This is a genomic window from Bacteroides sp. DH3716P, from assembly GCF_025914115.1.
GTDB classification, from domain to species: Bacteria; Bacteroidota; Bacteroidia; order Bacteroidales; family Bacteroidaceae; genus Bacteroides; species Bacteroides ovatus.
The window spans coordinates 5,059,211-5,072,965 of sequence record NZ_CP083673.1; the positions used below are offsets into that span (position 1 = coordinate 5,059,211).

Here is a 13,755-nt window from a genome sequence, read left to right on the forward strand (position 1 = left end):
TTGTCTTCCCCTGTGTCAATCAGAAGACTCCTCCGTTGAATCATGAAACGGAAATAACTTATTAAATAAAAGCAGAAGATAATATCTTCTGCTTTTATTTGGATATTAATATCTTCTAGAGTTATTATAACCACCACGGCCACCACCGTTAGACGGTCTTTCAGTACGAGGACGTGCCACGCTTACTGAAATAACTTTCTGGTCGTATTCAACTCCATTCAGTTCGTCAATTGCTTTTTGTCCTTCTGTATCATTCGGCATTTCTACGAAAGCAAATCCTCTGGATCTACCAGTTTCTCTGTCAAAAATTACTTTAGCTGAAGAAACTTCTCCAAACTCTGCAAATAAATTTGTTAAGTCAGCATCATTAGTGCCATAGCTTAAACCTGAAATGTAAATGTTCATTTAAAATTTTATTAAAATAAATACTAATTTGGAGTGAGGAGGATAATTAAAGACAAGGACTGCTTGCTAATAAAATATTATAAAGAAGAACTATACGATAATGATTCGTAACTCAAACTCTTGGTACAAAGGTAACACAATAAATCAGAATAATACATTTATACCCGTTCTTTTTCGGAAGAAAGACGATAATTATCATTTATTAGCACACAATTCATCCTAAATCGGCGAGATACACAATTTTGCCTATCATTCTTGATATTCTCTTGTAATATATCTACTTTTGCCATTACATAAATTATCAAGTCCCACTTTATGGATGTCAGAATAGAACCAAGTTGGAAACAACAATTACAAGAAGAATTTGACAAACCATACTTCGAAAAGTTGGTTACATTCGTCAAAGATGAATACAAACGGGCACACGTCCTCCCTCTCGGACATCAGATTTTTCATATATTCAATTCCTGTCCCTTCGAAAAGGTAAAAGTAGTTATCCTTGGACAAGACCCCTATCCCAATCCCGGACAATATTATGGAGTCTGTTTTTCTGTGCCTGATGGAGTAGCTATCCCAGGTTCACTAAGCAACATCTTCAAAGAAATACACCAAGATTTGGGAAAGCCAATTCCAACTTCTGGTAATTTGGATCGTTGGGTAGCTCAAGGTGTATTCCCGCTAAACTCTGTTCTTACTGTACGTGCGCACGAAACCGGTTCTCATCGAAATATGGGTTGGGAAATCTTCACAGACGCAGTTATCAGGAAACTAAGTGAAAAACGGGAGAATTTGATATTTATGCTTTGGGGAAGTTATGCGAAAGAGAAACGATCTTTGATAGATACCAACAAACATCTGGTACTAACCACTGTTCATCCCTCTCCCCGCTCTGCCGAATATGGTTTCTTCGGTTGTAAACACTTCAGTAAAGCCAATGCTTTCTTGCATAGCAAGGGAATAGAAGAAATTGATTGGTAAATAAACGATTTCTCAAAACAGATTATCAGTACCCAAAAACATTCGCTATGAATAAATCAAACAATATCACTCGGGAAGAAATGTGGGCAAAGCAATGCTTGTCTGCTACCGATATTGATTACGCTGTGTGGGAACGGGATAAATCCATACTTCACCAACTTTCAAAAATCTGTCACAACTGCACATTTGTTGTCGATGTTTACAAATGCAATTACACGTATGCATCCTCGAATTTCGTTGATTTACTGGGGTATGACAGTCACAAGATAGAAACTTTGGAAAAGCAGGGAGATTATTTAGAATCACGTATTCATCCGGACGACCGTGCGCAACTGGCAGCATTACAGGTCACGTTAAGCCAGTTCATTTACAGTCTGCCTCTCGAACAGCGAAACGACTATTCCAACATTTACAGTTTCCGTATACTCAATGCCAGGCAGCAATATATACGTGTCACTAGCCGACATCAAGTTTTGGAACAAGACCGTAACGGCAAAGCATGGCTCGTAATAGGCAATATGGATATTTCACCCGACCAAAAACATTCCGAAACAGTAGACTGCACTGTCCTAAATCTGAAGAACGGGGAATTCTTCTCTCCTTCCTCTTTGCTAATGCCTTCTTCGCTCAACCTCACTAATCGGGAAATAGAGATATTACGGCTTATTCAAAAAGGGTTGTTAAGTAAAGAGATTGCAGACAAGCTATGTATCAGTATTCACACTGTCAATATTCACCGGCAGAATCTGTTACGCAAATTAGGTGTGCAAAATTCCATCGAAGCCATTCGCTTGGGACAGGAAACCGGACTACTAAGTTAATTAACCCATACGCACTCTTCCCGAAGCTACCAGTCTGTCTAAGGCATCCATTCCACCACACCCACCGCCGGATGCAATCTTCTCCATTCCTCAAATTCCGGATAACTACGTACACCATCCTGAATCACAGCTTGATAATACTCCACTCCCATAATCTTTTCCGTATCAGGCGTTTCGTATTTTAATTTCAGGATAGCCAGTCTCATTTCATCTGTCAATACCGCAGAAATGCGTTCGGCCGCCCTTTCAAAATAGCCATCATAACGAGAGCCTTCTTGGATATGAATCATATCCATTTGCCAGAGTTCTCCTTCCATATCCTGATACCATGCATGCCACTCTATACACGCTTCTGCTGTATGTAATAAATTCGTATATTCAATCTTCTTTACGGACGTATTTTCCGCCAATTCAGCCATCGCCCGAAAGCTGGCAGACAAATCCCAAGGAGAAGTATAAATATGAAAATCAATATCCCGATGTTTCACCAATAATCCTGTACGCAACGAACCTACCAGATTCACTTTGGCACCAATCCCCTCCCATATCCGAACAATACGGGTATCCTCTATAATCTCCCAAGCTTTCTGCTGGTTACGTTTTGCCAATTCAAGAATATTCATCTTTATCCTTATTAAGTAAGTATGCAAAAATACGAAAAAGGATACATATATAGCTATAAATAACTATTTAATCCCTTGATGGGTTGAGCTAACTTTGTCCGCAAATTCAATTCTTCACCATACAACTAAAAAGAGATTATGATATTCAATCAAACAGAGAAACAGGAAAAAGAGTATTTACAGCAAGTCATAACCACTATCCATGATACGATCAACACCACCAGTACTTCCGTCAAAGAGTATATAGACACCCTGCAGGAGTACAAAGATTATCTATGGTCGAACAAAGATATCGATCCGCACGAAATCCGTTCCATGCGCGAAAGCATATTAAATCATTTTGCATTAGGTGAAAATGTAATTGACAAACGTAGGCGACTAAGCAAAATACTGGATATCCCCTATTTCGGACGAATCGACTTTCAGGAAAAGAAAGACAAAAGCCAAGTTAGTCCGATCTATATAGGAATACATACTTTCTATGACCTCAATCAAAAAAAGAATCTGATTTACGATTGGCGAGCTCCTATTTCAAGCATGTTCTACGATCATGAATTAGGCGAGGCGTTCTACTCCTCCCCGGCAGGCAAAATTAACGGGACGATCTCACTCAAACGCCAATATCGTATTCGCAAAGGAAAAATGGAGTACATGATTGAAAGTTCCGTAACTGTTCATGACGATATTCTGCAAAAAGAACTATGTTCCAATGCCGACAATAAAATGAAAAATATCGTCACGACAATTCAGAGGGAACAGAATCAGATCATCCGTAATGAAAACGCTTCTGTACTTATTATACAAGGTGTTGCCGGTTCAGGAAAAACCTCTATCGCCCTCCATCGTATTGCCTACCTGCTTTATGCACAGAAAGGACAGATTTCTTCCAAAGACATATTAATCATCTCCCCCAATAAAGTATTTGCCGATTACATTTCTAATGTACTTCCGGAACTTGGCGAAGAGACCGTTCCCGAAACCAGCATGGGGCAAATTCTGTCGGACGTAATTGACAACAAATATAAACACCAGAATTTCTTCGAACAGGTGACGGAACTATTAGAAAACCCGACACCCGACTTTATCGAACGGATACAATACAAAGCCTCCTTCGAGTTTATATCACTACTTGACAAATTCATCCTTTACATGGAAAACAACTATTTCAAAGCAACAGACATAAAACTCACCAAATACATCACCATTCCTGCCGAATTTATTAACGAACAATTCAAACGATTCCACCGCTATCCCATACGTCAACGATTTGAGACTATGACAGATTACATCCTGGAAATGATGCAACTACAATATAATCTCACAGTTAGCACTCCGGAGAAAAACCAACTAAAGAAAGAGATAAAAAAGATGTTCGCGGGAAATAACGCTCTCCAAATCTATAAAGACTTTTTTGAGTGGATCGGAAAACCGGAGATGTTCAAGACACGCTAAGTCCGCATACTAGAGTATGCGGACTTAGCCCCTTTGGCTTATCTGCATATCGCATTAAATGGGAATAACGCCCAATCTTACGTCAAACACCTTCTGATAGACGAAATGCAAGACTATTCTCCCATACAATACAAAGTGATTCAAAAACTTTATCCGTGTCGAAAAACAATTCTTGGAGACACTTCCCAATCCGTCAATCCTTATGGTTCTTCCACTGCCGATATGATTCAGAAAGCATTTGCAACAGGAGAAATAATGAAACTTTGCAAAAGCTATCGTTCTACTTTTGAGATCACCAGTTTTGCACAAAAAATTCAACCGAACAATGAATTAGAACCGATTATGAGACATGGGGAACACCCCAAGATTCTTCCATTCAAAAATACAGAAGAAGAGATCCAAGGTATTGCGGATTTAGTAAACTCCTTCAGGAACTCCCATTATACCTCATTAGGGATTATCTGCAAAACAGAATCCCAAGCAAAAGAACTTGTTCAAAAGTTCCAGATATATGCAAACGACATCTCACTTTTGTCCAATCAAAGTTCTGCTTATGTAAAAGGGATTATCATCACTTCCGCCCATATGGCGAAAGGACTGGAATTTGACGAAGTAATCATTCCGCAAACAGATGATAAGAACTATCATTCCAATATTGATAAAAGTATGCTTTATGTGGCAACCACAAGGGCTATGCACAAGTTAACTTTGCCTTATTCTGTTTCTTCACCCAGTTGTCGGTTCCTGTAATAGAATATAACATCGAAAATTAAAAGAACTACCCGCAAAACAAGAGCCGCTTGAACAATCTCAAACGGCTCCGTAACTCCTTTAACAACATGGTTATCGAGCTAATACAACCACCGGTCTATATTCCTTTTTTCTGCACTGAACTCCACTCCAACTTTAACCAACTCACGCCCGTCTACCTGATAAGGTATCAGATAGCCTTTTTCATCAATCTGCTGCAAAGCCTGTTCGGCAGTACCATTCAGTTTAAATTCAAATACATAAATATACTTCGGAGTTTTCACCACTGCATCCGCCCGTCCGCGGGCACTACGAACCTCTGCTCCGGTAAATTGCCCCATCAGTTTGAAAACTAAATAAAATACAACCTGATAGTGTCGTTCGGTCTTTTCATTCAGTTCATAAGGGAAATCTGCGAAGAAAGCCTGTAAGCGGGTAAGAAAAGCATCAACATCACCACTCTCCAATTCACGTACAAATTTACCAAGATAAAAACCCCGTTCATCATCTACCACTGATGTGTAATAAGGAACCAAAAAATCCATAAATCCATATCGTACTTCATCATTGGGAAATTTCAGCAGGTAGTTTCCAAAACGCTTGTCATACCCCTTTATAGTCAAATAGCCACTCTGATAAATCAACGGAATCGGATTATTAGCATCTACCCTATATTCCATAAACGAAGAAGCATTGGCTTCTACCCCATCAATCAACGTACGCAAATCATACTCACTCTTTTTAAGCAGTTCGACTAAAAAAGTAGGAGTACCGGTTTGGAACCAATAATTACTAAACTTATACCCGTCAAAAACGTTAAGCACACTGAATGGATTGAATACTCCTTCCGCAAACTCACAAAAATGATAACCGTCATATAAAGCCGTCATCTTGTTCAATGTTTCTTCATAAGTCAGTTCATTCGTTTCTGCCAATCGATTCAGTTCAGGAATAAAAGTATCCTCCAATTCTTGTCGCGTAATACCACAAATCGTGGCATACTGCGGCTTCATACTGATATCATTCAGTTGATTCAAATCACTGAACACACTGACTTGCGCAAACTTAGTCACACCGGTAAGGAAAACAAAACGAAGATAACGGTCAGAACTTTTCAGTACACCATAGAAGGCCTTCAATGTCTTACGATAGTCATCAAGCAAAGCGTCATCACCCAATGCCTGCAACAAAGGTTTATCATATTCATCCACCAAGACTACGACTCCACGACCAGACTGTTCACAGGCTCGGCGAATTACACCCGCAAAACGTCCGGAGAGAGTTTCCTCATCCTCTCCTTTGCCATATTTCAGTTCCCATTGCGTCAACTGCCTGCTAAGAATTTCGACTAAAGCCTGGGGAGAATCATATTTTTCCGCGTTTAAATCCAAATGAAATAGCGGATATGTCTTCCATTCCTTTTCCATATCAGCTATGGCCAACCCTTCAAATAATTCTTTCTTACCTTCGAAATAAGCTTCAAAAGTAGAAAGAAGAAGACTCTTGCCAAAACGACGAGGACGACTTAAAAAATAAGGAGTCTCCGTTGAAGCAATTCTCCATACAAGAGCAGTCTTATCCACATAAAGATAATCTCCTTCACGAAGTTTCTCAAAAGTCTGTATTCCAATAGGAAGTTTACGTAATATCCCGTCCATGATTTTTCCTCTATTTTGATTATTCAAAGATACGCATTTCCATGGGAATACACATACAAACTCCACAAAAAAGTACACAGTTTCACAGACAGCACTACCATGACTCCATTTTTCATCAAAACTAACTTTGTACCAGACAAACAACATCTCACTTCCTCTTCACTTTGCAAATCCAACACACGATAACTAAAACCAGCAAAATAATTCCATACCAATACCAACCTCCGGTTGTCCTATTAGTAGTTTTCTCAACTCCCGTTTTATGAATCTCTGTCTTAGCACTCATATCCGACAAGCTCACAGACTGTGAATTCACTTCTTGAAGAAGTTGTTTCTCATTAACGTTTTTCCTATCCACCACAGTCTTCACCACCATCCCAACCTTCAATCCAAGCGTATCCACAGGAAACACAAACAACACCTGCTCGATATGCTCCCCCACCACCTCCGAATCCTTTTCTGAAGCAACCTTATTTTTAACAAGACTTTTCCCGGAGCTACTATTTAAACTTAAATCAACCCTAACTTCACTCTCCCTGTTTATCACCTCTTTCTTACTCCTACATCCCGACAGCAATACAGGCACAACCAAAGCCACCAACAACACAAACAGTAACTCCCTCCCACTCCTCAAAAACTCCTTCACATCAAAACAGGGACAAGCCTTCACATATTCATAAGGTTCAATCACTCCGTCACCATTCAAGTCCGGTGAAGTATCCCGATGTCCCAACACTTGGAGAATATTATATTCCCGCTGTAAATCCATAATAATCTGATAAAGCACCCGTTTTTGAGCATTCGTTCGGGTATCTGCCGGACGCCCGTTCTCATCCAATCCGCCGATATAACATATCCCGATACTCTGCTCATTCCAACCTTTACAATGAGCACCGGCCAAAGCGACATCCCGCCCCTTTTCCAATTTCCCATCCAAACGGATCACATAGTGATACCCGATACCGTTGACCCCACGTTCCCGGTGCCAACGGTCAATATCTGTGGCAGTAAAATCCTGTCCGGCTTTCGTAGCCGAACAATGCACTATGATAGAATCTATATTTCTCATGATAATTCATTATTAGTTCAAATGTACCTGTTAATAATCCGAAGGCGGCATACGCTTCACACACCCTCTAATCTCACACTTCTTCACTTCCGACTCCTTCTGTATCAACTCCACTTCATGACATTTATGTATCCAGTTTATCTTTTCTTCCTGCTCCTTGCGAAGTTCAATATAAAGCCCGTCTATCTTCTCGTCACGTTGAGTCAGCCGTTCTTCCAGCCAGTCCACCTTTTTACGGCGATTTTCTTCTTCCATACTGTTCACGGACGCTTCCTCTTTCCGTGCATCCGTCTTGCGGCAAGTGATATACCTCACTAACCATTTCACAGCTTCCAAACCACCCATAGCGGTAATAAAAGCAAGGATTGTAGTTATTTGCATATTTATATTTTTACGTAGTTATAAAGAAAGAATGAGGCCGAAGCCCCATTCCATACAAACCAGACAGTTCTCAACGGCTCATGAATCAAGCAGCCGGATCCGGTGCTTCACTATTACCACCCGAACCACCATCCGGATCCGGAGTTTCACCCCCATCATCCGAACCGTCACCAACACTACCCAAATCATTAATATGATCCAAATCCTTGAACTTCAATCCATCCGAACGGGTAGTCGTCCCGGTAAACAGACGAATGTCCGAGTTAGCACGAAAACAGATACGAAGCCCTGAAATATTAGCGATCGTAAAATCTTCCGCCTTCTCCGTCCCTTTGCTTTGGGCAGAAAGGTAAAAATATCCCAGACCGGCGATATTCACCGAACGGCCACCCAGCAATGTCTTTCTCAATAACGTACGGAAATCCTTCAATACACTAATCGTTTCACCCTCGCTGACACCGGAAGCAGACGCAATCTCCTTTGCAAACTCATCCAACGTTGCACTCGTATCATACTGATAAGAAATCACCGGATACACTTTCTTTCCTGCTTCTTTATTTGTAGGGTCACACAGGCGAGACACCCTTCTAAATCTAATAGCCATACTACTTTTCTTTTTTTAATGAATACTGTTTTAATTATCACTTCGCTAACGTTAACGATGCAAAGATGCAGCATCTTCCACGGAGATGAAACGACACCTAATAGCCTCATCAGAAAAGTACTAAAAAGCATTTCAGACATACGCAACCGACATAAAGGAACTAAATAAACGACAAAAAGCAAGGAAAAAGCGACAAAACCGATAGCCGGGGGAGAATAATAAACAAACAAATATATTCAAACTAATAAATACCATACTAAAAAGCATGGAAAGTTTTAGGCGCTCAAGGCTGTCAATAGCCAGATACCGTATATTGAAAGAGAGCAAACTGCAATTATGCCGGTATATCGAAAGCAATGAAAACCAAGAATTGCCGAGATTGTTGCGAGATGATTCGGGCAAGATTGTCTGATATATGTTAATATTTCATGGTAAATAAGCATTTCCCTGTACAAATGCACTACAATCACGAATAAATGTAGTATATTTGTACTAAAATAAAGAGTATAGGCATGGAAAGCAAGAGATATAATAACAGTTTTACTTCCTCTAGTATTGTAAAGGAAGAAGGTCGGACAGCCTATTATAAGCTGCTGGACAGTGTGCGTGACGGAGACGCGGTACGCATCAAACGGGGCGTATATGCCACAGCCGAGCAGTTGGCGGACACGATGATAGATGTGGAAGCCATCATTCCAGGCGGTGTGCTGTGCCTTTTCTCCGCATGGAATGTGCATGGGCTCACCACCTCATTGCCTCAGGCATACCATGTGGCGGTAAAAAGAGGTCGCAAAATCACGCTTCCAACATTTCCCAAGATAGAGCTCCATCATATCACAGACACGATGTTTGACATAGGTGTCGAGGAACTGGTTGCAAGCGGTTACCACATACATATATATAATAAAGAGCGATGCGTGTGCGATGCAGTGAAGTACCGCAACAAGATAGGCATGGATGTTTGTTCCGAAGTGGTGAATAACTACATTTCCCAGCCAGACAGAAATCTATCCCTGCTGATGGATTATGCCGACAAACTAAGAGTAAAACGAATCCTCGAACAGTATATTGCAATAAAACTATGAGTGAAATCAAAAATCCTGGAAAGTCCATCCGGGCAAAGCTGCTCAATGTAGCCAAGCAGAAGGATGTGTTCTACCAGACCATTCTGACCAGATATTTTCAGGAACGCCTATTGTACCGTGTCTCACAAACTCATTACCGTGAGAACTTCTACCTGAAAGGTGGAGCACTGATGTATGCATACGAACGCTTTGCTGCACGTCCGACATTGGATATTGATTTTCTTGGCACGCATATCAGCAATGATGGCGAACGCATCGCCGAGGCGTTCCGTGAAATATGCGCTGTAGAGTGTGAGGAAGACGGAGTAAGGTTTGCTGCCGACAAGATTGCAGCACAGAACATCACCGAGTTCAAAGACTACCACGGTATCCGTCTAAGTATTCCGGCGACAATGGACACCATTGCCCAAGTGCTGACAATGGACATTGGTTTTGGAGATGTGGTAACACCACATCCTGTATCATTAGATTACCCATTGTTATTGGAAGAACTGCCAGAAGCAAACATTCTTGCCTATTCCACTGAAACCGTAATTGCGGAGAAGATGCACGCCATCATAGACTTAGCTGACCAAAGCAGCCGGATGAAAGACTATTATGACATCTACCACCTGCTCACATCATTCAAATATGACAATACCATATTACAGGATGCTATCAACCGCACTTTCGAGAATCGTCATACTCTTTATAATGCAGATACGATGTTCTTCAGGAAAGACTTTCCCAACCATCCGCAGATGCAGTTACGATGGTCAGCATTTCTAAAAAAGGCAACTATCAAAAATAGCCTTTCATTCTCCGAGGTGGCACATTGGCTGCAAGAGGCTTTAATGCCATATTGGGAAGCCTATGGACGTATGTAATACTTCCGACCATTAATACATTATACAAAAAGAGTGCACCTTCTTCCCCACCGGGAAAAAGATGCACCACACAAACAAAACAAACAATAGAGCGACCTTCACAGGCAGCGTAGAACCCATGATTCCATTTTTCCTATGCTACTATTATAAAAAGAAAAATGGCAGGGGCACGGATTCTCTTGGGGAAATGAGGCGCTTCACAGCGACATAAAGGATATAGGCCATTAAACTCATTTATTATACTATATGGGAAAAACCTACATCTTTTTCTATTCTCACAAAAACATGAAATGAAACAATTAATTTCCTTTTATTATTTTCCAGACTGGCACTGCTACCACCGCACCGACAATCGGAGCCACAATAAACAGCCAGAGCTGGCTGATAGCCTCCATACCTGCAAACAATGCCGGGCCAATGCTACGGGCAGGATTAACCGATGTCCCCGTAACGGGAATACATACAATATGCACCAGGACCAGAGTCAATCCGATAGCCAGCCCGGCAAAATGAGGACTGCTATTATCCCGGTCGGTAGTGCCCAGTACAGTCAATACAAAGATGAACGTAAACACCGCTTCGGCCACAAATGCAGCCAGCAAATACGGCTCTTCAAAACCGTTGGCTCCCGTACCTTCTATCCCCATTGTGCCGGTAATCAACCACAGCAATGCAGAGCCAAGTATTCCGCCCGTCACTTGCGCTACGATATACACACCGGCTTCCATAACCGACAGTCCGCCATTCAGCCAAACACCGATAGTGATGGCCGGATTGATATGACAGCCCGAAACAGGGTCGATTGTGTACGCCATTGCCACCACCGACAAACCGAACGCGAAAGCAATCGTCAACACAGCGGCTACCGATGTCGCACCGCCATTCAATACAGCAGCACCGCATCCCATTAAGACAAGCACCATAGTGCCCACCATTTCAGCTATAAATTTCGTTTTCATAATCTACTTTTTCTACTCGTATAAGATATACTATTCTCTCTAATCATCCTCCCATTCCGAAGGCGGCAACGACTTCTTCCCATACCATTTCATCCAAGCACGAGATTTCCGCTTTCTCAAATAAAGCGCATCGCTACAATGCTCCAACGCTTCCCAGTCAAATGAAGAATGGTGTCCGAACCACCTCTCCAGCCAGTAAAGCAGATGATAACTCATGAACGCAAGCAACATCCACCACCACGAAAGCCAGACGGATAGCACCAATGCAGGCAATAATGCCAAGAAGAAACATTCCGTATACTGCCGCGCATGAATCTGAAGTTCCATCTCCTCCCACCCTTCCAAATATTTGAACCGGGTGAAACAACATCCGAAAATCATAAAATAATGCCTTTTCTTCCTGTTCAGGAAAGTTTTCGCCAACAGACTATTATATATTATCATATCCTCCTCTTCATTCAAAAAAACAACATTGCAAAGGGCCGTCCAACTACCGGCCGACAAGCCCACCTTGTAACGACAAAGCACTTTCAGTCCCGACGTAGAAGAAAACGAGACAGTCCCGCAATGTTGCCTGAAATACCTTGAAATGAAATAAAACTATTATTCGACGATTACGACGCGGTTCAATTCAGGTTCACTGAAACGGTTGTTCGTATCGCCCTCCGCTTTCTTCACGAGACGTTCAGGGGAAATTTTATACTTTTCGACTAATAAATTGTACACATATTCCATACGTTGTTCACTCAAACGCTGGTTCAGTTCCTTGCTGCCCGTAGCGCTGTCTGCCGAACCAATCAGCGTGAAAGTCTTGTTCTTATCCGCCTTGATGGCGTTGTTCACATAAAACTCAAGATTGGTAAGTTCCTTCTTGTCCAGGGTAGCTTTGCCGATATTGAAGAACAGGGCTACCGGCGAAGCAGTCACTTTCGATTCATTCACCACTTCCGGTTTCCGACTTCTGGCAGCTTCCAGTTCGGCGGCAAGGCGCTGTGCTTCGGTGCTCAAATCATGATTTTTGGCGCGAAGCGCGTTGATACGTTCATTATAAGATGAATAATCTGCAGGAGCCACTTTCTCGACACGATTGAAACGGGTCTTGCCCAACTTCACGCTTAGACCCAGTGTCACCGAACTCATACCTTCACCTTTGCTGCCACTTACAGTTCCGTCAAAACACTCTTTCACTAGCATTTGCCGTCCTTCCAGAGTCAGGTCCAGACGCTTGCCCAGGCGGAACGTATTCAAGATACCGATGTTGGCGGCAATTTCATTGTCATGCGTACTGTTTCCCCACGAACGTGCCCAACCGAAACCTACAAACGGAATCACATTCCACACACGTTTCTCATTGAATCCGAGGAAACCGTTCGACCAGTTCCACATAAAGTCCGCATGGAGATTGGAAACATTGAACTCTTCCTTGTAATAACCACGATGCGCCCCTTTGGCATACATCCCGCTTGCGTCCGTCAGCCCCTTGGCTTTCAGACCCGAATATTGCAGACGCACTCCGTAAGAAGGAGTTATCCACTTGCCCAACGAAACATCTAATGCAGGAGCAATACGGTTGCCCACCGATGTCTTGTTATCAAATTCACCTTCATAGATATTGATACCACCGCCTACACCGATATACCAGTTACTCCAGAAACCATTCGTTTCATACGGGCCACGGAGAATATTTCTGTCCGTGTCACGATTTTCCTTTTGCTGTGCCATAACACAGACTGATGATAATACCAATGCAACTGTAATAATTTTCTTTTTCATGTTTCAATTTTTATGTTCAACATTTAGTTTAACCTGTTTCTTTACTCTAATTTCATTTTACTTCCGGGACGGAATTTCACTTGTCGCTTTGCCGGAATCAGCATTGAGCCGCCTGTGGCAGGATTATGCCCGTTGCGTGCTTTCCGTCCCTGAATGACAAAACTTCCGAAACCGACTAAGGTAACACCCTCTCCTTTATGCATTGTTTCCGCAATGGCTTCCATTATTGCATCTACTGCATTCGTAGCTTCGTTAAAGCTCAACTTACGTTTAAGGGCTACTTCTTTGATTAGTTCTGATTTGTTCATAAGTTTATATTAAGAATGATTTT

At 41.9% G+C, this 13,755-nt stretch carries 14 protein-coding genes and 1 pseudogene; 5 read left to right on the forward strand and 10 right to left on the reverse strand.

Translation table 11 applies throughout. The features are described from left to right. Window positions 1-105 precede the first annotated feature (105 nt). Window positions 106-405 (reverse strand): RNA recognition motif domain-containing protein, encoded by a 300-nt coding sequence (locus KQP79_RS19005; protein ID WP_004296140.1) that lies wholly within the window; start codon window positions 403-405, stop codon window positions 106-108. A 315-nt stretch (window positions 406-720) separates the two neighbouring features. Here KQP79_RS19005 and ung point away from each other — a divergent pair, with 315 nt between their 5' ends. Both ung and KQP79_RS19015 read left to right on the forward strand, forming a co-directional pair. Beyond that, window positions 721-1,383 (forward strand): uracil-DNA glycosylase, encoded by a 663-nt coding sequence (gene ung / locus KQP79_RS19010; protein WP_004310617.1) that lies wholly within the window; start codon window positions 721-723, stop codon window positions 1,381-1,383. Window positions 1,384-1,430: 47 nt separating this feature from the next. Then, the gene (locus KQP79_RS19015) at window positions 1,431-2,204 is read left to right on the forward strand and encodes a LuxR C-terminal-related transcriptional regulator (protein WP_004310616.1); all 774 of its coding nucleotides are present in this window, start codon (window positions 1,431-1,433) and stop codon (window positions 2,202-2,204) included. 38 nt (window positions 2,205-2,242) lie between these two features. Here KQP79_RS19015 and KQP79_RS19020 read toward each other — a convergent pair whose 3' ends face one another. Continuing rightward, window positions 2,243-2,827 (reverse strand): nucleotidyltransferase domain-containing protein, encoded by a 585-nt coding sequence (locus KQP79_RS19020; protein WP_061448178.1) that lies wholly within the window; start codon window positions 2,825-2,827, stop codon window positions 2,243-2,245. Between the two features lie 138 nt (window positions 2,828-2,965). Here KQP79_RS19020 and KQP79_RS19025 point away from each other — a divergent pair. Further along, window positions 2,966-5,029 (forward strand): annotated as a pseudogene (locus KQP79_RS19025) (HelD family protein). 101 nt (window positions 5,030-5,130) lie between these two features. Here the strand turns inward: KQP79_RS19025 and KQP79_RS19030 are convergent. From KQP79_RS19030 to KQP79_RS19045, 4 genes are all read right to left on the reverse strand, one after another. Further along, entirely contained in the window at window positions 5,131-6,687 is a 1,557-nt protein-coding gene (locus KQP79_RS19030) for an ATP-binding protein (protein ID WP_061448187.1), read from the reverse strand. 148 nt (window positions 6,688-6,835) lie between these two features. Continuing rightward, window positions 6,836-7,756, reverse strand: a complete 921-nt coding sequence (locus KQP79_RS19035; protein WP_234120887.1) for an N-acetylmuramoyl-L-alanine amidase — start codon at window positions 7,754-7,756, stop codon at window positions 6,836-6,838. Window positions 7,757-7,786: 30 nt separating this feature from the next. Then, on the reverse strand, window positions 7,787-8,137 hold the full coding sequence (locus tag KQP79_RS19040) for a hypothetical protein (RefSeq protein WP_008774560.1): 351 nt from the start codon (window positions 8,135-8,137) through the stop codon (window positions 7,787-7,789). A gap of 85 nt (window positions 8,138-8,222) precedes the next feature. After that, window positions 8,223-8,741: an HU family DNA-binding protein gene (locus KQP79_RS19045; protein ID WP_008019164.1), complete on the reverse strand. Its 519-nt coding sequence runs from the start codon at window positions 8,739-8,741 to the stop codon at window positions 8,223-8,225. Between the two features lie 512 nt (window positions 8,742-9,253). On the opposite strand from KQP79_RS19045, the gene KQP79_RS19050 reads away from it, so the two are divergent. Both KQP79_RS19050 and KQP79_RS19055 read left to right on the forward strand, forming a co-directional pair. Next, window positions 9,254-9,826, forward strand: a complete 573-nt coding sequence (locus KQP79_RS19050) for a type IV toxin-antitoxin system AbiEi family antitoxin domain-containing protein (protein ID WP_004310609.1) — start codon at window positions 9,254-9,256, stop codon at window positions 9,824-9,826. Continuing rightward, window positions 9,823-10,692 carry a nucleotidyl transferase AbiEii/AbiGii toxin family protein gene (locus KQP79_RS19055; protein ID WP_004310608.1) on the forward strand — a complete coding sequence of 290 codons (870 nt, stop codon included), beginning with the start codon at window positions 9,823-9,825 and terminating at the stop codon, window positions 10,690-10,692. Before KQP79_RS19050 ends, KQP79_RS19055 begins: the two co-directional genes overlap by 4 nt. Before the next feature lie 299 nt (window positions 10,693-10,991). Here the strand turns inward: KQP79_RS19055 and KQP79_RS19060 are convergent, their stop codons facing one another. The 4 genes from KQP79_RS19060 to KQP79_RS19075 all read right to left on the reverse strand — a co-directional run bounded on the left by KQP79_RS19060 (window position 10,992) and on the right by KQP79_RS19075 (window position 13,732). Next, window positions 10,992-11,651, reverse strand: coding sequence for an MIP family channel protein (locus KQP79_RS19060; protein WP_004310607.1), 660 nt, complete (start codon window positions 11,649-11,651; stop codon window positions 10,992-10,994). Window positions 11,652-11,690: 39 nt separating this feature from the next. Further along, window positions 11,691-12,095 carry a hypothetical protein gene (locus KQP79_RS19065; protein WP_008649874.1) on the reverse strand — a complete coding sequence of 135 codons (405 nt, stop codon included), beginning with the start codon at window positions 12,093-12,095 and terminating at the stop codon, window positions 11,691-11,693. Between the two features lie 159 nt (window positions 12,096-12,254). Then, window positions 12,255-13,424 carry an OmpA family protein gene (locus KQP79_RS19070; protein WP_004310605.1) on the reverse strand — a complete coding sequence of 390 codons (1,170 nt, stop codon included), beginning with the start codon at window positions 13,422-13,424 and terminating at the stop codon, window positions 12,255-12,257. Window positions 13,425-13,465: 41 nt separating this feature from the next. Next, window positions 13,466-13,732 carry an HU family DNA-binding protein gene (locus KQP79_RS19075; protein WP_004310604.1) on the reverse strand — a complete coding sequence of 89 codons (267 nt, stop codon included), beginning with the start codon at window positions 13,730-13,732 and terminating at the stop codon, window positions 13,466-13,468. Window positions 13,733-13,755 lie beyond the last annotated feature (23 nt).

Bases quoted from the DNA above. Each gene is read 5' to 3' on its own strand.
- KQP79_RS19005 (WP_004296140.1), bottom strand. From the start codon at position 405: ATGAACATTTACATTTCAGGTTTAAGCTATGGCACTAATGATGCTGAC.
- ung (WP_004310617.1), top strand. From the start codon at position 721: ATGGATGTCAGAATAGAACCAAGTTGGAAACAACAATTACAAGAAGAA.
- KQP79_RS19015 (WP_004310616.1), top strand. From the start codon at position 1,431: ATGAATAAATCAAACAATATCACTCGGGAAGAAATGTGGGCAAAGCAA.
- KQP79_RS19020 (WP_061448178.1), bottom strand. From the start codon at position 2,827: ATGAATATTCTTGAATTGGCAAAACGTAACCAGCAGAAAGCTTGGGAG.
- KQP79_RS19030 (WP_061448187.1), bottom strand. From the start codon at position 6,687: ATGGACGGGATATTACGTAAACTTCCTATTGGAATACAGACTTTTGAG.
- KQP79_RS19035 (WP_234120887.1), bottom strand. From the start codon at position 7,756: ATGAGAAATATAGATTCTATCATAGTGCATTGTTCGGCTACGAAAGCC.
- KQP79_RS19040 (WP_008774560.1), bottom strand. From the start codon at position 8,137: ATGCAAATAACTACAATCCTTGCTTTTATTACCGCTATGGGTGGTTTG.
- KQP79_RS19045 (WP_008019164.1), bottom strand. From the start codon at position 8,741: ATGGCTATTAGATTTAGAAGGGTGTCTCGCCTGTGTGACCCTACAAAT.
- KQP79_RS19050 (WP_004310609.1), top strand. From the start codon at position 9,254: ATGGAAAGCAAGAGATATAATAACAGTTTTACTTCCTCTAGTATTGTA.
- KQP79_RS19055 (WP_004310608.1), top strand. From the start codon at position 9,823: ATGAGTGAAATCAAAAATCCTGGAAAGTCCATCCGGGCAAAGCTGCTC.
- KQP79_RS19060 (WP_004310607.1), bottom strand. From the start codon at position 11,651: ATGAAAACGAAATTTATAGCTGAAATGGTGGGCACTATGGTGCTTGTC.
- KQP79_RS19065 (WP_008649874.1), bottom strand. From the start codon at position 12,095: ATGATAATATATAATAGTCTGTTGGCGAAAACTTTCCTGAACAGGAAG.
- KQP79_RS19070 (WP_004310605.1), bottom strand. From the start codon at position 13,424: ATGAAAAAGAAAATTATTACAGTTGCATTGGTATTATCATCAGTCTGT.
- KQP79_RS19075 (WP_004310604.1), bottom strand. From the start codon at position 13,732: ATGAACAAATCAGAACTAATCAAAGAAGTAGCCCTTAAACGTAAGTTG.